At 31.9% G+C, this 18,961-nt stretch carries 19 protein-coding genes; 11 read left to right on the forward strand and 8 right to left on the reverse strand.

Annotated elements, in window-relative coordinates; all coding sequences use genetic code 11:
* Positions 1 to 262: 262 nt before the first annotated feature.
* The 5 genes from IAI56_RS10310 to IAI56_RS10330 form a co-directional block, all read right to left on the reverse strand.
* Complete coding sequence (locus IAI56_RS10310; RefSeq protein WP_187657796.1) at positions 263 to 1,030, reverse strand: OmpA family protein; 768 nt, start codon at positions 1,028 to 1,030, stop codon at positions 263 to 265.
* Entirely contained in the window at positions 1,030 to 1,848 is an 819-nt protein-coding gene (locus IAI56_RS10315; RefSeq protein WP_187657797.1) for an OmpA family protein, read from the reverse strand. The genes IAI56_RS10310 and IAI56_RS10315 overlap by 1 nt, the downstream gene beginning before the upstream one ends.
* Entirely contained in the window at positions 1,841 to 2,728 is an 888-nt protein-coding gene (locus IAI56_RS10320; protein ID WP_187657798.1) for an OmpA family protein, read from the reverse strand. Before IAI56_RS10320 ends, IAI56_RS10315 begins: the two co-directional genes overlap by 8 nt.
* 91 nt (positions 2,729 to 2,819) lie before the next feature.
* Positions 2,820 to 3,179, reverse strand: a complete 360-nt coding sequence (locus tag IAI56_RS10325) for a hypothetical protein (protein WP_187657799.1) — start codon at positions 3,177 to 3,179, stop codon at positions 2,820 to 2,822.
* 434 nt (positions 3,180 to 3,613) lie between these two features.
* Complete coding sequence (locus IAI56_RS10330; protein ID WP_187657800.1) at positions 3,614 to 5,803, reverse strand: glutamine synthetase III family protein; 2,190 nt, start codon at positions 5,801 to 5,803, stop codon at positions 3,614 to 3,616.
* 240 nt (positions 5,804 to 6,043) lie between these two features.
* Between IAI56_RS10330 and IAI56_RS10335 the strand changes: the two genes are divergently transcribed.
* Positions 6,044 to 6,994 carry a TerC family protein gene (locus IAI56_RS10335; protein WP_187657801.1) on the forward strand — a complete coding sequence of 317 codons (951 nt, stop codon included), beginning with the start codon at positions 6,044 to 6,046 and terminating at the stop codon, positions 6,992 to 6,994.
* A gap of 364 nt (positions 6,995 to 7,358) precedes the next feature.
* Here the strand turns inward: IAI56_RS10335 and IAI56_RS10340 are convergent, their stop codons facing one another.
* Together IAI56_RS10340 and IAI56_RS10345 are read right to left on the reverse strand one after the other, a co-directional pair.
* Entirely contained in the window at positions 7,359 to 8,477 is a 1,119-nt protein-coding gene (locus IAI56_RS10340) for a GTP cyclohydrolase (RefSeq protein WP_187657802.1), read from the reverse strand.
* Between the two features lies 1 nt (position 8,478).
* The gene (locus tag IAI56_RS10345) at positions 8,479 to 9,453 is read right to left on the reverse strand and encodes a transporter (RefSeq protein ID WP_187657803.1); all 975 of its coding nucleotides are present in this window, start codon (positions 9,451 to 9,453) and stop codon (positions 8,479 to 8,481) included.
* A 91-nt stretch (positions 9,454 to 9,544) separates the two neighbouring features.
* Between IAI56_RS10345 and IAI56_RS10350 the strand changes: the two genes are divergently transcribed.
* The 10 genes from IAI56_RS10350 (at position 9,545) to IAI56_RS10395 (ending at position 18,444) form a co-directional block, all read left to right on the forward strand.
* Positions 9,545 to 9,820: a DUF4834 domain-containing protein gene (locus IAI56_RS10350; protein WP_317192442.1), complete on the forward strand. Its 276-nt coding sequence runs from the start codon at positions 9,545 to 9,547 to the stop codon at positions 9,818 to 9,820.
* Positions 9,821 to 9,890: 70 nt separating this feature from the next.
* The gene (locus IAI56_RS10355) at positions 9,891 to 12,350 is read left to right on the forward strand and encodes a YfhO family protein (RefSeq protein WP_187657804.1); all 2,460 of its coding nucleotides are present in this window, start codon (positions 9,891 to 9,893) and stop codon (positions 12,348 to 12,350) included.
* 37 nt (positions 12,351 to 12,387) lie between these two features.
* Complete coding sequence (locus IAI56_RS10360) at positions 12,388 to 12,573, forward strand: hypothetical protein (RefSeq protein ID WP_187657805.1); 186 nt, start codon at positions 12,388 to 12,390, stop codon at positions 12,571 to 12,573.
* On the forward strand, positions 12,563 to 13,852 hold the full coding sequence (locus tag IAI56_RS10365; RefSeq protein WP_187657806.1) for a glycosyltransferase family 4 protein: 1,290 nt from the start codon (positions 12,563 to 12,565) through the stop codon (positions 13,850 to 13,852). Before IAI56_RS10360 ends, IAI56_RS10365 begins: the two co-directional genes overlap by 11 nt.
* Positions 13,853 to 13,923: 71 nt before the next feature.
* On the forward strand, positions 13,924 to 15,393 hold the full coding sequence (locus tag IAI56_RS10370; protein ID WP_187657807.1) for an MATE family efflux transporter: 1,470 nt from the start codon (positions 13,924 to 13,926) through the stop codon (positions 15,391 to 15,393).
* Between the two features lie 379 nt (positions 15,394 to 15,772).
* Complete coding sequence (gene gloA2 / locus IAI56_RS10375; RefSeq protein WP_187657808.1) at positions 15,773 to 16,156, forward strand: SMU1112c/YaeR family gloxylase I-like metalloprotein; 384 nt, start codon at positions 15,773 to 15,775, stop codon at positions 16,154 to 16,156.
* A 49-nt stretch (positions 16,157 to 16,205) separates the two neighbouring features.
* A complete protein-coding gene (locus tag IAI56_RS16280) occupies positions 16,206 to 17,054 on the forward strand; it encodes an SRPBCC domain-containing protein (RefSeq protein ID WP_239106952.1) in 849 nt (282 codons plus the stop codon).
* Between the two features lie 4 nt (positions 17,055 to 17,058).
* Positions 17,059 to 17,496, forward strand: a complete 438-nt coding sequence (locus IAI56_RS10385) for a VOC family protein (RefSeq protein ID WP_187657809.1) — start codon at positions 17,059 to 17,061, stop codon at positions 17,494 to 17,496.
* A gap of 102 nt (positions 17,497 to 17,598) precedes the next feature.
* Positions 17,599 to 17,961: a DUF2200 domain-containing protein gene (locus tag IAI56_RS10390; RefSeq protein ID WP_187657810.1), complete on the forward strand. Its 363-nt coding sequence runs from the start codon at positions 17,599 to 17,601 to the stop codon at positions 17,959 to 17,961.
* A gap of 123 nt (positions 17,962 to 18,084) precedes the next feature.
* The gene (locus IAI56_RS10395; RefSeq protein ID WP_187657811.1) at positions 18,085 to 18,444 is read left to right on the forward strand and encodes a bleomycin resistance protein; all 360 of its coding nucleotides are present in this window, start codon (positions 18,085 to 18,087) and stop codon (positions 18,442 to 18,444) included.
* A gap of 80 nt (positions 18,445 to 18,524) precedes the next feature.
* Here the strand turns inward: IAI56_RS10395 and IAI56_RS10400 are convergent, their stop codons facing one another.
* Positions 18,525 to 18,944, reverse strand: coding sequence for a lipocalin family protein (locus IAI56_RS10400; protein WP_187657812.1), 420 nt, complete (start codon positions 18,942 to 18,944; stop codon positions 18,525 to 18,527).
* Positions 18,945 to 18,961: the final 17 nt, after the last annotated feature.

The raw sequence follows: 18,961 nt of genomic DNA on the forward strand, positions 1-18,961 counted from the left end.
GGGTTTCGCGTGGTAGCGGTTATTGAATAACCTCGATAGTAGTAGAAATCCTCGCAGCCATTGAAACGGATAGCGGGAATATAGTTTACTGGTACAAACTGGGGTTTCGCTCCAGAATTTTTTTAGAGTAGGAAGTATTTATTTTTTTGTTTTTGCTTGTTGACTAACGATATGGTCTTGTCGTTTTGCTATTCGATATATAGTCTGGAAGTGGCAGTTCTATTTAAATGGCATAAATCACTGTATAACAAGTTTTCGTTTTTTAGTTGCTAATAATTAGGATTTCTACTCTTCGATTGTCGTTTGCTTCGTCTTCGTTTTTTTCTGGAATTTTGTGAACTGGTCTTGAAGAACCGAAACCTTTGTAGGTCATTCTGTCTTGGTTGATATTAAAACGGAGTAAGTAGTTGTAAATTGCTCTTGCTCTTGCGGTGGATACATCGCCAATATCGTGAACGGTTTGACAGCAGATGTGTCCTTGAATTTCGATTTTTAGATTGGGGTTTTCTTCCATAGCGGATAGTAACTGGTCTAATGTAGAAATTGAACTCGGTAGTATTTGTGGGGAATTGTTGTAGAAATAGATGTTAGGTAGTTTTATGGTTTCGCCAACTTTGGCGTTTTTAATTTGTTTTGTGAGCTGGCTTTCAATAGGTTTTTGCTCTTCTTCTTTGTAGAAAATGTTTACTTTTCTATTTTCTGCTTGAATTTTTGATTGCTTGAAGTCTTTTCCAACAGCATTTCGAACAAGGTTTTGATTGATTTTTATATTATTCTCTTTTAGTAACTGAACAATACTTTCAATACGTTTTTCTGCCAAAACTTTATTGTATTGCTGGGTATCAACACTATCGCAAAACCCAGATAACTTAAGTACTTCAATATTTTTATTTTCTGCTAAAAAAGTAATTAAAGTTTCAGTTGATTTTTTATTAGGAACATCTTGATTAAAGTCAAAGAAAACCTCAAACTGTTTTTGCGAAAAACAATTTGTTGTGATAAATAACAATAGAATTAGCTCTTTTTTCATTATTTTTTTACAATTAAAATTTCAACTCTGCGGTTTGCAATTCGTTCTTCTTCGTTTTGTTCAGGAATTGGATAAACAGGATTTCCGCTGCCAAAACCATGATATGCCAGTCTATTGATATTAATTCCTCTGTCTTTTAAAAAGTTAAATATCTTCAACGCTCGACGATAAGAAAGCTTTGTAACCGAAGTATTGGGATTGCAACAAATGTTTCCGTTAATCTTAATAACCATCGTCGGATTGACTACCATAATCATGTATAATTCTTCCAAAATAGCATACGATTCTGGAACTATTTTTTCGGAATTGAAGGTAAAATGGATGTTGTTTATTCTGATAAAATCGCCCGTTTTTGCTTTTTTAAATTGAGCTGCTAAGGTCTTCTTCTCTTCTTTAATCCGCTTTAGCAATTCACTCTTAGGAATATCCGACTCGGGAAAAAAATCTCTTTCTTTATCATAATAGGTTACTATCACTTTTCTGTTTTCCGATTGATTTTGTGAACGATCAAAATCTTTTCCATACGAAATCAACGAAATGTTTTCAGCAATAGCAACGTTGTTTTTCTTCAGCAAATCGAGAATATTTTTTACTCGTCTATCGGCTAATTCTTTGTTGTAGTTTTTAGTATCAATACTGTCGCAAAAGCCTTCAATTTTGATAACTTCGATATTTTTATTACTGTAAAAATCGTCTAGCTGCTGGATTGATTCTTTATTGGGAACATCGGCATTGAAGTCAAAATAAACATCCATTTTACTTTGTCCAAAACTCAAACAAGAAATCAAAAGGATGAAATACTTTATGCTTTTAATCATTGGAAACAATTAAAATTTCTACTCTTCTATTGGCTGCGCGCTCCGTTTCGTTCTTTTCAGGAATTGCATAAATAGGTTCTGAACTTCCAAAGCCTTTATAAGATAATCGACCAGAATAGATGTCGTTGTTTATTAAAAAATTATAAATTGCTTTGGCTCTTTTAGTCGATAGGTCTAGTCTATCGGTTGGCATACAACATAAGTGTCCTTGAATTTCTATCTTTAATTTTGGGTTGTTTTGCAATACTAAAAGTAATTCATAGAGTTTGCCTCGCGACTCGGGTGCAACAGCAAAAGTATTGATAATGAAGTTTAAATTATCTATCTTAAGTTTCTCTCCTGCAACTGAATTGCCTATTTTTTTCATAAACTCTCTATCGAGTTTGAACTCTGATTTTGTTCCGTTTGGGTTATCAAAAATCATTTTTTCGGGATACTCAATTTCAGGTTTTGGTACTTCAGCTTTTACTTCTTCAATGCCTAAGATTTCATTTTCTTTGGCTAAATCTTTTTCTAATAAATAATAAATAGTCACTCTCCTATTTTTCGCTTTATCAACCGATTGCTCGTGTTGCTTACCAAAGCTTCGGGTTTTAAAATCATCTCTAATTTTTACTCGTTCTTTGATTTCGTTGTAAATAAAGTTTACTCGTTTTTTTGCTAAAGTATCATTGAAACCAATGCTTCCATCTTCGTCTGTATATCCATTGATTGCTAAAATCTTGGAATTAGCGTTTTCTAAAATCCATTGTTGGAGTTTTCTATTTTCTTTAATGGTCAAATCAAATTTGTTACTTTCAAAAAAAACAGTAAGTTGTTCTTGTGCCGAAACAAAAATTGTGGCCAATAAATAAAGAGCAAAAAAGAAGTAGGTTTTCATATTCATACATTAGAAACGAAATATATTGAAAAAAAGTATTGTAGTCACAAAATATTTGATAATTGCCACTGAAAGTTCAAAATAAAAGGAGCTATCCTTTTATTTTCATCAACAAATCAACCTGAACTTTAAGTATTTTATTTTCTTCTTCAAGTTCAGCAATTCGACTTTCATAAGCTGTTTTTTGTGCTAATTTTTCCTCGGCGTCTTTGTCGGTTTTAGTAAATTCATTTGGAAGCTTATTTGCTATTTCTTGAAAAAAGTTATACTTCATGGCATAACACAAATCAATCAAAATTCCGGTTTGAATACTCGAATTTCTAATGTATTGATACATCGAGGTTGGTGGTCTATTAATTGCTTTTTCAATTTCTCTGTAGGTACGATTTTGTTGCAATTGTACTCTTTCGATTAGTTTTCCGGTATCGATATTGTTTTTACTTTTTATCATTTTCTTTTAAAGATTAAATTGTAGTTAATATAAATATTTTTACTATCACTATTATAAATATTAATAGCGATAGCATAGTTATTAATTATACAAATATAATTATTAATAGCTATAGAATAGTTATTAATAGCTATAGCATAGTTATTAATAATACAAATATAGTTATTAAAATTACTAGCATAGTTATTTATAATACAAAATTAGTTATTAATAGTAATAAAAAAGTTATTAATAATACAAGCATAGTTATTAATAGCAATTTATATATTTTTAACTATTTATTTATTATTAAAAATAATTTGTGTTTTATTTTAAATCAAAAAAAAACATTTTAAAATATAAATAATAAAAATCTTTGAAGGCACGCAAACAAAAAAACCTGCTAATTTCTTAACAGGTTTTTGTCTTTATTTTTTGTTGTTTACGCTTTTATATTATCTAGTGAATAACAACTCTCTATATTTAGTCAACGTCCAAACTTCGTCATCTACTAAAAGTTCTAATTTATCGCAGTGTTCTCTGATAACTTCGAAATATGGTTTTACTTTATCGCAATACATTTCTGCCATTTTTTGAGCATCAGTTAAAGCGTTTGCTTTTTTACGAGCTTCTGTCATAGCTTCAACATTAGAGTTAATTCCTTCAATGTGAGCCGAAATTTCTTTGATTAAAGAGATTTGCTCTTTTGCAATTTTCTCAAAATCTTTACCGAAGATTTCTTTCAATCCACGAACATTTTCAATTAACGTATTTTGGTAACGAATAGCTGTTGGAATCACATGATTTCTTGCGATATCACCTAAAACTCTTCCTTCAATTTGAATTTTCTTAGTGTATTCTTCCAATTCGATTTCGTAACGTGCTTCTACCTCAACGTGGTTCATAACGTTTAAGTCTTTGAATAAATCCAACGCTTTTTGAGATACTTTAGCTTTCAAAGCCGCTGGAGTTGTTTTGTGATTACTCAAGCCACGTTTTTTAGCTTCTTTTTCCCAAACATCACTATATCCATCACCTTCAAAAAGGATGTTTTTAGTTTCCTTGATGTATTCTCTTAATACGTTAAAAATGGCTTCGTCTTTCTTTAAATCTTTAGTTTCAATTAAAGCATCTACTTCTTTTTTGAACTCTTTCAATTGTTTTGCAACGATAGAATTTAAAGTTGTCATTGCATTAGCACAGTTTGCAGAAGAACCAACGGCTCTAAATTCAAATTTATTTCCTGTAAAAGCGAATGGCGATGTTCTATTTCTATCCGTATTATCCAACATTACGTCTGGAATTTTACCTACAACGTTTAATTTTAAATCGGTTTTTTCTTCTGGAGATAATTTTCCTTTAGAAACACCTTCTAATTCTGCTAAAACTTTTGTCAATTGTTGTCCGATGAAAACCGAAATAATTGCTGGTGGCGCTTCATTTGCACCTAATCTATGGTCATTACTTGCCGTTGCAATAGCTGCACGAAGTAATTCTTCATATTCATTTACCGCTTTGATTGTATTGATAAAAAACGACAAGAATTGTAAATTACTCATTGGCGTTTTACTTGGTGAAAGTAAATTCACACCAGTATCCGTAGCCAATGACCAGTTATTATGCTTTCCAGAACCATTTACACCTTTGAATGGTTTTTCATGGAAAAGTACTTTAAAATCATGACGCTCACCAACTTTAGACATCACATCCATTAAAAGTGAATTATGGTCAACCGCTAAATTCGTTTCTTCAAAAATTGGAGCCAACTCAAATTGATTTGGTGCTACTTCATTGTGACGCGTTTTTACTGGAATTCCCAATAACATACATTCTTCTTCCAATTCTCTCATATAATTAAGTGCACGAGACGGAATTGAACCAAAATAATGGTCGTCTAATTGTTGTCCTTTTGCAGAAGTATGTCCAAGTAACGTTCTTCCAGTCATCACTAAATCAGGACGAGAATTTGCTAAAGAAGCATCTACCAAGAAATATTCTTGTTCCCAACCTAAAGTTGCTGTTACTTTTTTAACGTTTTTATCAAAATATTTACAAACTTCAGTAGCCGCTTCATCAACCGCATTCAAAGCACGTAAAAGTGGAGTTTTATAATCTAAAGCTTCACCTGTGTAAGAAATGAAAACCGTTGGAATACATAAAGTTGTTCCAAAAATAAACGCTGGAGAAGTTGGATCCCAAGCCGTATATCCACGAGCTTCGAAAGTGTTTCTAATTCCACCATTTGGGAAAGAAGAAGCATCTGGTTCTTGTTGTACTAATTGACCACCACCAAATTTTTCAACTGGATCAGAACCGTCATAAGAAGTTTCGAAGAAAGCATCATGTTTTTCAGCAGTTGTTCCAGTTAAAGGTTGAAACCAATGCGTATAATGGGTTACGCCTTTAGACAAAGCCCATTCTTTCATACCCATTGCAATATAATCGGCTAATTTTCTATCAATTTTAGTTCCGTGTTGGACAGCATCTTTTACACCTTTATAAGCATCTGAAGTTAGATATTGCTTCATTGCTTTATCATTAAATACATTAGAACCAAAAAGATCTGATTTTCTTCCTGCTTCTTCAAATTTTACCGGTTTTCTACCCGATGCGTCTTTTAATGCTTGAAAACGTAAAGTTGACATAAAAATTTATTTTTAAAAATTATACCCTATTAATTTGATGCAAATATATTAATATTTAAAAACAAAACAACAATACCCCTAAAAAAACAGGGGTTAAAATGATAAAACAACTAAATTAATCGTCAAACAGCATTACATTTTCGTATTTTATTAAAATTTATGATTTTTTTAAATAAAAAAATCACATAACTATTACAATATTACATTCCGAAGACTATATTTGTAGAAATATATTTTACTATGCTAGTTTGGATTATTTTTATTGCAGCTATTTTATTTTTCCTTGCGTTAGACTTAGGTGTTTTCAACAAAACGCCTCATATTATTTCTTCGAAAGAAGCTGGAAAATGGACAGGAATTTTTGTTACTATTTCATTTCTATTCTCTGGAGTGATTTATTGGATATACCAAAATAATTATATCGAAAACCCAACCAATCTTACGCCAAACTTAGCTGTGATGAAATACATCACTGGTTATTTAATCGAATTATCGCTTAGCGTTGACAATATATTTGTAATTGCCGTAATCTTTGCTTCGTTTAAAATTCCGCAGAAATACCAACACCGAGTTTTGTTTTGGGGAATTCTTGGTGCGATTGCCTTTAGAGGTTTGATGATTTATTTTGGCGTATTGCTTATCAATAAATTCAGTTGGATGACTTATATTTTTGGAGCGTTTTTAATTTTCACGGCTGCCAAGATGTTATTTAAAGGCCAAGACGACGAATTCAACCCAAAGAAATCGTATATTTTTAGAAACATGCGAAAAATAATTCCGGTAACAATGCACATGGAAGGACAAAAGTTTTTCATCAAAAAAAGAAATATCACTTTTGCAACACCTTTATTTGTAGCTCTTATCGTTATTGAATTAATGGACGTACTTTTTGCAATGGATAGCGTTCCAGCTATTTTAGCGATTACTTCCGATCCGTTTTTAGTATTTAGTTCTAATATTTTTGCCATTCTTGGTTTACGTTCGATGTACTTCTTTTTGGCAAATATGCTGGAACGTTTCAGCTATTTAGAATATAGTTTGATTGCAATTTTAACTTTTGTTGGAATAAAAATGCTACTTATCCATCATTTTAAATTTCCAGAATGGGTTTCGCTAGGCTTTATTGCGCTTTCGTTAGCTGGTGGAATTGTAATTTCATTGCAAAAAAATAAAGCTAGTCACAAGAACTAGCTTTATCATCAAATTAAGTATTTAGTGGGATTTTAATTTACCAAAAATAACATCAAAAACAGCATACCTATGGCAATTGGTTTTGCATATGGAATTGTGTGTGGTTTTGATGAGTTGTTCTCTTTTTCTTTCGAATAAAGTTCATAAGATACAGACACAGAAGTGACACTCTTTTTGTATAATATCTTATCGCTAACAGCCGATGTTAATAAATAGTTTTTCATAATCGAAACAAACAACCTTTTTTAGGTTTGCTTTTGATGGTAATAGGTTGCTAAAGTAATTCAATACGATATATTTTTTTAAAATACTCTTTGAACTAACGCTTTAATCGATTAAAAACAATCGCTATGCAGTTGGTCGATTATAAATTCTTTTTAAATGTACAACGACGTCTAAAAATTTCAGGATTAAAATGCTTCCAAATATTATGAATAGCATGATTATCAGCTAGTTCTGGAGTTCGAATACAGTTTTTTATTCCTTTTTCTGTAAAAGTATTGTAGTATTCGTTAAAAATTATCGCTGTTACACCTTTACTTTGATACTCAGGATCAACTCCAATCAGGTAAAATAAAACGTCTTTACTGTTCTTTCTTGCTTGGAGCAAATGATAAAATCCAAAAGGAAACAATTTGCCATTTGCTTTTCGCAAGGCTTCAGAAAAACTAGGCATAACGATACTAAAAGCTACTATTTGGTCATCTTTATCCAATACAAACTTGATGTATTCTGGATTAATAAAACTGATGTATTTTTTCTTGAAATATTCCTTTTGAATATCGGTTATTGCAACAAAAGATGATAACGAAGCATAAGATTTATTAAACAAATCAAACATTTGGTCCACAAATGGCATAATGTCTTTTGTCTTAGTAAAATTTAATGGGCGAAGTTGGTATCGTTTCTTAATAAGTTCTTGCGCTTTTAAAAAAAATTCGGGTTTTACATTTTCAAAAGGAAATTTGTTTTCGAGATATTCTTTTTCTTTTACATAACCCAATTTATCCAAATGCGATGCATAATACGGATAATTATACCACGTAATCATGGAACCCATTTCCTCAAAACCTTCAGTCATTACGCCTACTTTATCCAAATTTGAAAATCCCATTGGACCTTCAACATGCTCCAGATTATTTTTTCTGCCTAACTCATATACTTTTTCTAGTAAAGCTTTTGTAACTTCGACATCGTCTATAGTTTCCCACCAACCAAAACGTACTTTACTTTTTTGTTGCTCTTTTACTTCATTCCAATTGATAATGGCGGCAATTCGACCAACAATTTTATTGTTTTTATAAGCCAAATAAAAATATGCTTCTGCACTTTTAAATGCTGGATTTTTGTCTTTATCAAATGTTTCCATTTCGTCTGCAATCAACGGCGGAACCCAAAACGGATGGTTTTTATATAATTCAAAAGGAAATTTTACGAAATCTTTTAATAATTGCTTTGAATTGGCTTCAACTATTGTAATCATTTTATGGTTTTGTTTCTTCTAATTGAACTTCGTCTTTACGTTTCTTTTTGTCTTTTTTATCCTTTTTATCTTTCCCTTTTTTGTCTTTGTCGTCGACTGGTTTTGTACTTCTTAAATATATTTTTTCATAATTGGCATCAAATCGCCACGACAAACCAATACTTGCACCTAGAACATCTGGTGTATCTTTAATGTTTTTTGACAAAGAAGCATCCAATTGAATGTTTTCTCTAACTAAAAACGCTGCACCACCACGAAACAAATAATCCGAGTAAAAATCTCCTTTTATTCCTTGAAATTCTAAAAACCCTGACCAGCGAACATTAAAACCTCTTGTTAATGTAGAAACTAATCCTAAATATGCATCTTCAGTTGTTATTTTGTCCAAAATAATATTATTAACCCAAACCCAACGACCACCAAAATGATGCTGAGTAATCAACATTCCTTTAGGACTAATAAAAGAGTCGTCCCTAACAAATGGATTGTTTCCAATTTTTAAATTAAAACCAGCATAAAGTGATACTGCCGGTATCAAATCTCTTAATTTGAATTTATTTTTTTGATTTGCTCTCCAACTCAGTAAATTTGGTTTGTCTTGAACAGCATTTTTAAAAGGATCATAAATCAAGTATTTTGCCCCAATAACAGTTTGTCTCAAACCACTGCGTGTGTCTTCTAACAGTGGTTGCTGATACCAATCTTGCTGATATTGTAAATCCAAAATCATTTCAAATTGTTCCCAAAAAGCACCATATCGAATACTTAAATCCGAACCTAAACCATTTGACTCATATCGAATAGCGTCATGTTTTTCTGATAATCCAAAAAAACCTGCTTCTGCTTGGAAAACGGTTTCTCCAACAGAAAATGCCGACATTGATTTTCCCGGTCGATTGGAATTAATTACGTCAGTGTACTGTGCAATTGAGAAAAATGGCGATAGTAATAAAAGACAGATTTGATATTTTTTCATAAATAAAGGTTCTAATGTTGTTCAAAAGTAATATAATTTATCATTTATTTAAGAACAGAAAGCTAATTTAACTTCATTGAAATTTGTATTTTTGACAAAAATTATTTCAATGATGGAAACGGCATCTTTTAACGGTTTTTTAAAAACCATACTTTATATTATCGCTTTTTACTATATTTTTAAGTTTTTAGCAAAGCTTTTTTTACCAGTTTTTGCCAAAAAAGTAGTAGAAAAAGCATCACAACAATTTGAACAACAGCAACAACAGTATCAGCAGCAACAGCAGCAAGCTCAACAAAAAACTCAGGAAAAACCGAAAGAGAAAAAAGTGGTTGGCGAATATGTTGACTTTGAAGAAATTGAGTAAGATTAAAGTTGGATAAAAAATATCCTTTTACAACCTTGAACTCGAAAACTAAAACCCGTAACCAATTATAATGAAGCAACTTCAAAAGTTCTATCCCCATTTATTAGCCATACTTGGCTTTGTAGTTATTGCCTTAATTTATTTTTATCCTGTATTGCAAGGAAAAAAAATCTATCAATCGGATATTGTTCAATATACCGGAATGGCAAAAGAACAAAACGATTTCAGAGCCGAATATAACGCTGAACCTTATTGGACAAACTCAGCTTTTGGCGGAATGCCAACCTATCAGCTTGGTGCTAATTATCCAAACGATTATATCGGAAAATTAGACGATACTTTGCGTTTTCTTCCTCGTCCAGCCGATTATTTATTCCTTTATTTCTTAGGATTTTATGCGTTGCTTTTGGTATTTCGAGTTAATCCGTTGAAAGCATTTTTTGGAGCTTTAGCTTTTGGGTTTTCAACCTATTTGATAATTATTCTTGGCGTTGGACACAATGCAAAAGCTCATGCAATTGCTTATATGCCGTTGGTTGTTGCCGGATTTATATTGGTTTTCAGGAAACATTTTATTCACGGTGGAATTCTAACGATGCTAGCTGTAGCATTGGAAATCAATGCCAATCACTTTCAAATGACCTATTATTTGTTGCTCTTTTTACTGGTGTTTTCGGTTTATTTCTTATACAAATTAGTTAAAGAAAAAGACTTAAAAGCATTGCCTAAAATCATCGGAACATTTGCCGTTGCAGTCGTTTTGGCCATTGGTGCAAATGCCACTAACTTATTGGCAACCAAAGAATATGCAGATTTTAGTACGAGAAGTAAAAACGAACTAACTTTCAATCCAGATGGTTCAAAAGTAACGACCGATAATGCACTTTCACGAGAATACATCACTGAATACAGCTATGGAATTGCCGAAAGTTTCAACCTAATTGCGCCACGTTTATTTGGTGGTTCCAATGCCGAAAATGTGGGAACAGACAGTAATTTATATGAATTTATTTCCAATCAAGGTGCATCGCCAAGCGAAGCTGCAGAATTTGCAGAAAACGTTCCAACCTATTGGGGAAATCAACCCATTGTTGCTGCGCCAGCTTATATTGGTGCGATTGTTTTCTTTTTAGCAATTTTAGCTTTATATCATGACAAACGAAAAATAAAATATGCTTTCGTTGCTGGAGCGGTTTTCTCTTTGCTACTTTCTTGGGGTAAAAATTTCCCGGCTTTGACTGACTTTTTCATTGATTATGTTCCAATGTATGACAAATTTAGAGCGGTTTCTTCAATACAAGTCATTTTAGAATTGTGCGTTCCTGTTTTGGCCATTATGGGATTACAATCATTCATTAAAAATGAAGAAAATCGTAAAAAATCGTTGCTTTACACGGCTGGAACTTCTATTGGATTAGTGGTTTTATTATTCTTATGCAAAGGAATGTTCGAATTTACAACCGCTAACGACAACTACTATATTGAAGCTTATGGGCGCGAAATGGGAACAGCTTTTGTTGACGCTTTAAAATTAGATCGAGAAAGTTTGTACAAAGCTGATTTGTTGCGTTCTGGTTTCTTTATGTTGGTTGCTTTTGGATTGCTTTGGTTTTACTTTAAAGGCAAATTAGCACAAGGAAATACCATTATTTTAATTGGTTTGTTTATGGTTGCCGATTTATTTTTTGTGGCAAAAAACTACGTAAACGCTAAAGATTTTGTTAGCGCTCGTGAAATGAACGAACCATTCCAAGCCAAAGAAGCTGATATGCAAATTCTTCAAGACACAACTCATTATCGCGTTTTTGAAGTTGCTGGAAACATGAGTAGCGCGCGAGCTTCTTATTTCCATAAATCACTTGGTGGTTATCATGCTGCAAAACCAAAAAGAATTCAACAATTATTTGATTATCAAATTGCCAAAAACAATAAAAATGTTTTGGATATGTTGAACATCAAATACATCATTCAAAACGACGAAAAAGGACAAGAATTTGCTACCATCAATCCTGATGCTAACGGAAATGCATGGTTTGTTTCTAAAATTCAGAAAGTAAAATCTGCTGATGAAGAAATGAAAGCATTAGATAAATTAGATACAAAGAATGTTGCCGTTATAGATGCATCCGCATCTCCTGTAAAGAATAATCAATTTGTTCCAAAACCTAAAGCTTCTTTGTATGAAACTAAACTTATTACTGATAGTTTAGCGACAATCAAACTCGATTTATACAAACCAAATCATTTGAAATATACTTCCAATAATAGTAATGACGGCTTTGCAGTTTTCTCTGAAATCTATTATGCTAATGGTTGGAAAGCAACAATCGATGGTAAAGAAGCACCAATTTATAGAGTGAATTACACACTTCGTGGTTTAGACGTTCCAAAAGGAAAACACACTATCGAATTCAAGTTTGAACCAGAAGTTGTAAAAACAGGAAGTACAATTGCTTTGTTTAGTTCCATTGGAATGATTTTATTGATTATTGGTGGTGTTTATTTTGAGAGAAAAAAGAAGAAAGAGTAACGAAAATAAGTAAATTTGTTTGGTTAACTTTTGTAATATGAAAGCTAAATCTAAAGTTTCTGAGTATAAAAAAAAGGTTGAACCTGAAAATTCTATTGCAATCGAACGTCTTGAACGATTATTTGAAATAATTAAAAAATCAAATAGTTGGAAAAGTAAATATGAATATTTTCAACTGGCTATAGATGTCAATGAAAACTCAATAATTGTTAGTGAAACCTGAACCAAAAAAACTTTTAATCATTACCTATTATTGGCCGCCAGCTGGTGGACCAGGTGTTCAGCGATGGTTAAAGTTTGTCAAATATTTACCTGATTTTAATATTCAACCAATCGTTTATATTCCCGAAAACCCAACCTATCCTATTATCGATAACGGTTTGCAAAGTGAAGTTTCGGAGAAAGCGATTATTCTAAAAAAGAAAATCGTCGAACCGTATGGTTTTGCTTCTTTTTTAGGAAAAAATAAAACCAAAAAAATCAGTTCGGGGATTATTCCCAATCAAAAAAAACAATCGTTTTTAGAAAAAACATTGCTTTGGGTTCGAGGCAATATTTTCATTCCTGATGCTCGTTTTCTTTGGGTAAAACCTTCGGTAAAGTATTTGAAAAAATACATCGAAGAAAACCAAATCGACACAATTGTAACTTCTGGTCCGCCGCATAGTTTGCATTTGATTGGTTTGCAATTAAAAAAAGAGTTGAACGTAAAATGGTTTGCCGACTTTCGTGATCCGTGGACAACGATTGGCTATCACAAAGCGTTGAAATTATCTTCTTCTGCTGAGAAAAAGCACAAAGCTTTAGAAAAAGAAGTGCTAACAACTGCTGATACTATAATCGTAACGAGTAAAACCACCAAAAACGAGTTCCAAGCGATAACTTCAAAACCGATTGAAGTAATTACCAATGGTTATGACGTGGAAAAAGTAAGCAAACAACCTTTGGACGAAAAGTTTACTTTGGCACATATCGGTTCATTTCTTTCTGAGCGAAATCCAAGAATTTTGTGGAAAGCGTTAAAAGAATTAACCAAAGAAAATCCCGATTTCAGAAGAGATTTTCAATTAAAATTAATCGGTGCTGTCAGTCAGGAAGTTTTGGATACTATTTCAGAATTTAGATTGAATGATTTTGTATTGAATTTGGGTTATGTTTCTCATCAAGAAGCGGTTGAACATCAAAGAAAATCGCAAGTTTTGTTGTTAATCGAAATCAATTCTGAAGAGACCAAAAGTATAATTCCTGGTAAATTATTTGAATACATGGTTTCCGAAAGACCAATTATTGCGCTTGGTCCAGAAGGTTCTGATTTTGCCGAAATTATTACTTCAACCAATACTGGAGTTTTCTTTTTATATGACGAATTGGAACCATTAAAAGAGTTACTTTTGAAGTATTACAATTTATATAAGGAACAAAATTTAAAAGTTCACGCTGTTGGTTTGCAACAATATTCAAGAAAAAGTTTAACGGAACAATTGACGAAAATAATTTCTTAACCACAAAGAACACCAAGAAAACTCAAGGCTCACAAATTTAATATCTAATATCTGAAATCTAATATCAAAAAATGGGCATCGTTATCAACCAATCCATTAAAAACACAGTCATAACCTATGTTGGTTTTGCCATTGGTGCGATAAATACATTGTTCATGTATCCGCATTTTTTAGGTGATGATTTTTATGGATTAACGAATTATATCCTTTCATCTGCTAATGTTATTTTTCCGTTGATGGCATTTGGTGTTCATAATACGTTGATTAAATTTTTCTCTGAATACAAAACCGAAAAAGAAAAAAGTCAGTTTTTTAGTTTTATTTTAGCAATTCCTTTACTAGCAATCGTGCCGATTTTTATCTTTGGCACCATTTTTTATCCTGAAATTGCAACATTTTTATCCAAAAAAAATAATATCGTTTATGATTATGTCTGGCAAATTCCAATTATTGGATTGTGTATGGCGTATTTTGAGATTTTCTATGCTTGGGTAAAGGTACATTTGCAATCGGTTTTTGGAAATTTCATCAAAGAAGTTGGTTTGCGAATTCTGATTTCAATTTTCCTCTTTGGCGTTTATTTTAATTTTATAACCGTTGAGCAATTCATTACAGCTACAATGTATGTTTATTTGGCTAGTATGTTGATTATGTTTTTTTATGCCAATAAAGTTCAAACTATTCAATTTAGCTTTAAATTACCAACGAATGCTAAACCTATTATAATTTATTCTTCGTTTATAATTCTTTCGGGTAGCGTTGCTAACATACTAATTGACATCGATAAAACGATGCTTAATCAATATCTAGATTTAAAACAAATTGCCTATTATACGGTAGCAGGTTTTATCGCAACGGTTATTGCGGTTCCAAGTCGTGCAATGCACCAAATAACCTACCCGATTACTGCAAAACTGATGATTGAAAACAAACATGACGAACTGAACGATTTATATAAAAAAACTTCAATAACACTACAAATCGTTGGCGGATTGGTTTATATTGGACTTTTAGTAAACATCAATCAAATTTATTTGCTTTTACCAGAAAATTATCGCGGTGGTGTTTTTGTGTTTTTCATCATTGGACTTTCTAAATATTTCGATTTGATTTTAGGCAACAATAATTCGATTATTTTCAACTCCAAATATTATCGTGCCGTATTGTTTTTAGGATTATTGCTTGGTTTACTTGCTGTGACACTCAATATGATTTTTATTCCAAAATATGGTATTGATGGCGCAGCAATTGCAACATTAATTTCAATTACACTGTACAGCATTGCCAAACTGCTTTTTGTGGTTTTAAAAATGAAACTCTATCCGTTTACCATCAAAACAATTTACGCTTTAGCTATTGGATTGATTTGTTTCTTCGGGTTTTATTATTGGGATTTTCCTTTTCATCCTATAATTAATATCATGCTGAAATCAGTTTTGGTTTCCTTAGTTTATGTTGGAATAGTTTATAAAGTCAAACTTTCGGAAGATATTAATGGAGTTATTGAAAGGATTTTGAAAATTACAAAACTAATAAAATAAAAAAAACCGTTTCTTTCGAAACGGTTAAATTTTAGTTTATGTATTTTTATTTAAAAGATATTCAAATTTATAAAAATATTTTTTTACAACAAAAAACTTTAACATAATTATAATAAAAAAAACCGTCTCTTTCGAAACGGTTTTCAAACAATTTGTTTGATTTTGATTTTTGACATTTATTATAAGCTAAGTAACTTTCTATGTAATCAATCATTTGCTGATTGTTTGGTAAAAGTATAATCTTGTGTTAGTTACAGTACTAATTAATCGTTAATCTACTCTAAAACTCGATAAAATAAAACTCAATTACCGTTTATCGATGTTTTTTTGTTACTTTCTATCCTAAAGGTTTTTTACATTTACTTCTAAATTCATTTTTATGCTAAAAAATATTCATCATATTGCCATTATTTGTTCCAATTATGAAGTATCCAAAAAATTCTATACCGAAGTTTTGGGACTAACTATTATTCAGGAAATATATCGAAGCGAACGACAATCCTATAAACTCGATTTAGCACTAAACGGAAACTATGTTATTGAGTTATTTTCTTTTCCAAATCCGCCAAAAAGAGTTTCAAGACCAGAAGCTTCAGGTTTACGACATTTGGCTTTTGCAGTTGATAATCTTGAAGTTGTCATCAATCATTTAAACAAAAATCAAATTGTTTCGGAACCAATCCGAATAGATGAATTTACAGGAAAACGCTTTACTTTTATTTCTGATCCCGATGATTTGCCCATAGAATTTTATGAACTTTAAGCCAATCCAAAAGAGTTTTTACTAACTTTACTTTCCAAAAAAACAAACAATGAAAAAACTAACCTTTTCCATCGACATCAATGCGCCAAAGGAAAAAGTTTGGTATGCATTATGGGATGAAGAAAATTATGAAAGCTGGACGAGTGTTTTTTGTCCTGGTTCATTTATTGTATCCGATTGGAATGAAGGAAGCAAAATTCATTTCCTATCGCCTGAAGGTGGTGGAATGTTTTCCCTAATTACACTGAAAAAACCATTTGAAACGATGCTTTTCCAACATATTGGCGAAATTCAAAACTTTGAAGAACATCCGATTACTGAAGAAACAAAAGTTTGGTCTGGCTGTAAAGAACGCTACGATTTAGTAGAAAAAAACGGAATTACAACAGTAAAAGCAAGCGTTGATACGGTAGAAGATCATGTAGATTATTTCGAAAAAACATTTCCAAGTGGTTTAGAAAAAGTAAAACAAATAGCCGAAGGCAACGAAAAAACCGCAATTACAGTAAAAACTTCTGTTAAAGATACTTTGGAAAATGTTTGGAACAAATTCACTCAACCCGAACATGTCGTTAACTGGAACTTTGCCTCCGATGATTGGCATTGTCCAAAAGCCGAGAACCTACTTGAAGCGGGCAAAAACTTTACTTATACAATGGCTTCCAAAGATGGTGAAATGAGTTTTGATTTCGTTGGAACCTATGAAGAAGTTATCCCGATGAAGCAATTTATTTATCATATTTCCGATGGTCGAAAAGTAACCGTAAAATTCCATAAACTAGACGATAACATTATCGTTACCGAAAATTTCTTCCCAGAAAATATTCACTCGCTTGAACTACAACGCGATGGTTGGCAAGCTATTTTGGAAAATTTCAAAAAATACGCAGAACAATAAAATAATGGCAATAGTAAACGTTTATTTAACCTTCAACGGAAATGCCGAAGAAGCATTTAATTTTTACAAATCAGTTTTTGGTGGCGAATTTGCTCATATTGGTAAATTTAAAGACATGCCAGCCGATGACAACACACCAAAAATGACAGCAGAAGAAAGCAACCGAATTATGCACGTTGCTTTACCTATTAGCAAAGAAACCGTTTTGATGGCTAGCGATACAACTTCGGCTCACGGCGATGTCACTTTTGGTAACAATTTTTCCGTTTCAATCAATACCGATAGCGCAGCAGAAGCCGACAAACTTTTTGCCGGACTTTCAGCTGGTGGTAACATCATCATGTCGATGGAAAAAACATTTTGGGGTGCATATTTTGGAATGTTTACCGACAAATTTGGCATCAACTGGATGATTAATTTTGATGAAGTTCCGCAACATTAAATCATTTTTCATGAATTTATTGAAAACTCAGTCTTTGTGATGGAGTTTTTTTTATGGAAAATTTTGGGATTATTTTTTATATTTGAGAGAGCAAATAAACAAATGAATCCAACACAAGAACATAACGAACGAATTGCCAAAATGACTTTTGCAACGGTTTATCCGCATTATGTAACCAAAGTCGAGAAAAAAAACCGCACCAAAGAAGAATTGCATCAAGTGATTACTTGGTTAACCAGTTTTGATGAAGCAACTATTCAAAAACTAATTGATGAAAAAGTAACTTTTGAAACGTTTTTTCAAAAAGCAACGATTAACCCAAATGCGCATTTAATTATCGGCTTGATTTGTGGTTATCGTATAGAAGAAATCGAAAATGAGTTAACCAAGCAAGTTCGTTGTTTAGACAAACTGGTTGACGAATTGGCAAAAGGCAAAAAAATGGAGAAAATTTTACGCAGTTAAGAAACATAAATCAATCCATGTAATCAGTGGCAAAAAATCAACCCAAAACTACACCTTTGTCAAAGTTTTGAACTTTGACAAAGGTTTCTAAAAAACCAATTTCATTTCCAAAAAAATCAAACTATGCTAACCTCAATTCACCCAAAGTTACCCATGCGTAACAAAGCGAAAACCAAAGATTTTTATATCAATCAACTGGGTTTTATCGATATTGGCGCAGCAGACTATGACGGTTATTTGATACTAAAAAAAGACGATGTAGAAATTCATTTTTTTGAATTTGCCGATTTAAATCCTGATGAAAACTACGGACAAGTTTACATCCGAACCAATACTATTGATAATCTTTACCAAACGTTATTAGACAACAAAACCCGAATTCATCCTAATGGTTTGTTGGAAGTAAAACCTTGGGGACAAAAAGAATTTTCCATCCTCGATCCTGATATAAATTTACTAACTTTTGGGGAAAGTTATTTATAACAATGAAATATTTAATTCATTAATAACTTCATAATGATGTAAAAAAAAACATTAACCGAATAGTTAATGTTTTTTCTTGTTTAGTTATTTGTAAAGTTAACTTTTACATTTTCTTCATCGCCATCATCATCATAATCAGCTCGAATTGTTAATTGTAATTGAGTATCACTTAACTTTGTTATTTTTCCATTGTAATTCTCACCGTCAATTGCTACAGCAACAGTATTTCCTTCTAAAACCCAACTTCCAGTTGATGAACCAGTTTCTAAAGGAGTACAATCATTTATATAAAACTCTGTGTAAGATCCATTAGGTAAAAACTCAACATAATCTTTAGCACAGGGTAAATGATCATAAGCATCTGTATCTCCGTTTGCTTGATAACTTTTGTAATACCACTTTTTAGTTAATTTATCTTCTGTAACTTTCACAGAATCATCTGAGGAACAAGACGACAAAATTGCTATTGAAGCTAATGCAAATAAAAATAATTTTTTCATTTAAATAAAATTTTGAT

The organism is Flavobacterium macrobrachii (genome assembly GCF_014486675.1).
GTDB lineage: Bacteria > Bacteroidota > Bacteroidia > Flavobacteriales > Flavobacteriaceae > Flavobacterium > Flavobacterium macrobrachii.

Bases quoted from the DNA above. Each gene is read 5' to 3' on its own strand.
- IAI56_RS10390 (WP_187657810.1), top strand. From the start codon at position 17,599: ATGAATCCAACACAAGAACATAACGAACGAATTGCCAAAATGACTTTT.
- IAI56_RS10315 (WP_187657797.1), bottom strand. From the start codon at position 1,848: ATGATTAAAAGCATAAAGTATTTCATCCTTTTGATTTCTTGTTTGAGT.
- gloA2 (WP_187657808.1), top strand. From the start codon at position 15,773: ATGCTAAAAAATATTCATCATATTGCCATTATTTGTTCCAATTATGAA.
- IAI56_RS10310 (WP_187657796.1), bottom strand. From the start codon at position 1,030: ATGAAAAAAGAGCTAATTCTATTGTTATTTATCACAACAAATTGTTTT.
- IAI56_RS10335 (WP_187657801.1), top strand. From the start codon at position 6,044: ATGCTAGTTTGGATTATTTTTATTGCAGCTATTTTATTTTTCCTTGCG.
- IAI56_RS10395 (WP_187657811.1), top strand. From the start codon at position 18,085: ATGCTAACCTCAATTCACCCAAAGTTACCCATGCGTAACAAAGCGAAA.
- IAI56_RS10330 (WP_187657800.1), bottom strand. From the start codon at position 5,803: ATGTCAACTTTACGTTTTCAAGCATTAAAAGACGCATCGGGTAGAAAA.
- IAI56_RS10355 (WP_187657804.1), top strand. From the start codon at position 9,891: ATGAAGCAACTTCAAAAGTTCTATCCCCATTTATTAGCCATACTTGGC.
- IAI56_RS16280 (WP_239106952.1), top strand. From the start codon at position 16,206: ATGAAAAAACTAACCTTTTCCATCGACATCAATGCGCCAAAGGAAAAA.
- IAI56_RS10345 (WP_187657803.1), bottom strand. From the start codon at position 9,453: ATGAAAAAATATCAAATCTGTCTTTTATTACTATCGCCATTTTTCTCA.
- IAI56_RS10400 (WP_187657812.1), bottom strand. From the start codon at position 18,944: ATGAAAAAATTATTTTTATTTGCATTAGCTTCAATAGCAATTTTGTCG.
- IAI56_RS10325 (WP_187657799.1), bottom strand. From the start codon at position 3,179: ATGATAAAAAGTAAAAACAATATCGATACCGGAAAACTAATCGAAAGA.
- IAI56_RS10360 (WP_187657805.1), top strand. From the start codon at position 12,388: ATGAAAGCTAAATCTAAAGTTTCTGAGTATAAAAAAAAGGTTGAACCT.
- IAI56_RS10370 (WP_187657807.1), top strand. From the start codon at position 13,924: ATGGGCATCGTTATCAACCAATCCATTAAAAACACAGTCATAACCTAT.
- IAI56_RS10320 (WP_187657798.1), bottom strand. From the start codon at position 2,728: ATGAAAACCTACTTCTTTTTTGCTCTTTATTTATTGGCCACAATTTTT.
- IAI56_RS10385 (WP_187657809.1), top strand. From the start codon at position 17,059: ATGGCAATAGTAAACGTTTATTTAACCTTCAACGGAAATGCCGAAGAA.
- IAI56_RS10340 (WP_187657802.1), bottom strand. From the start codon at position 8,477: ATGATTACAATAGTTGAAGCCAATTCAAAGCAATTATTAAAAGATTTC.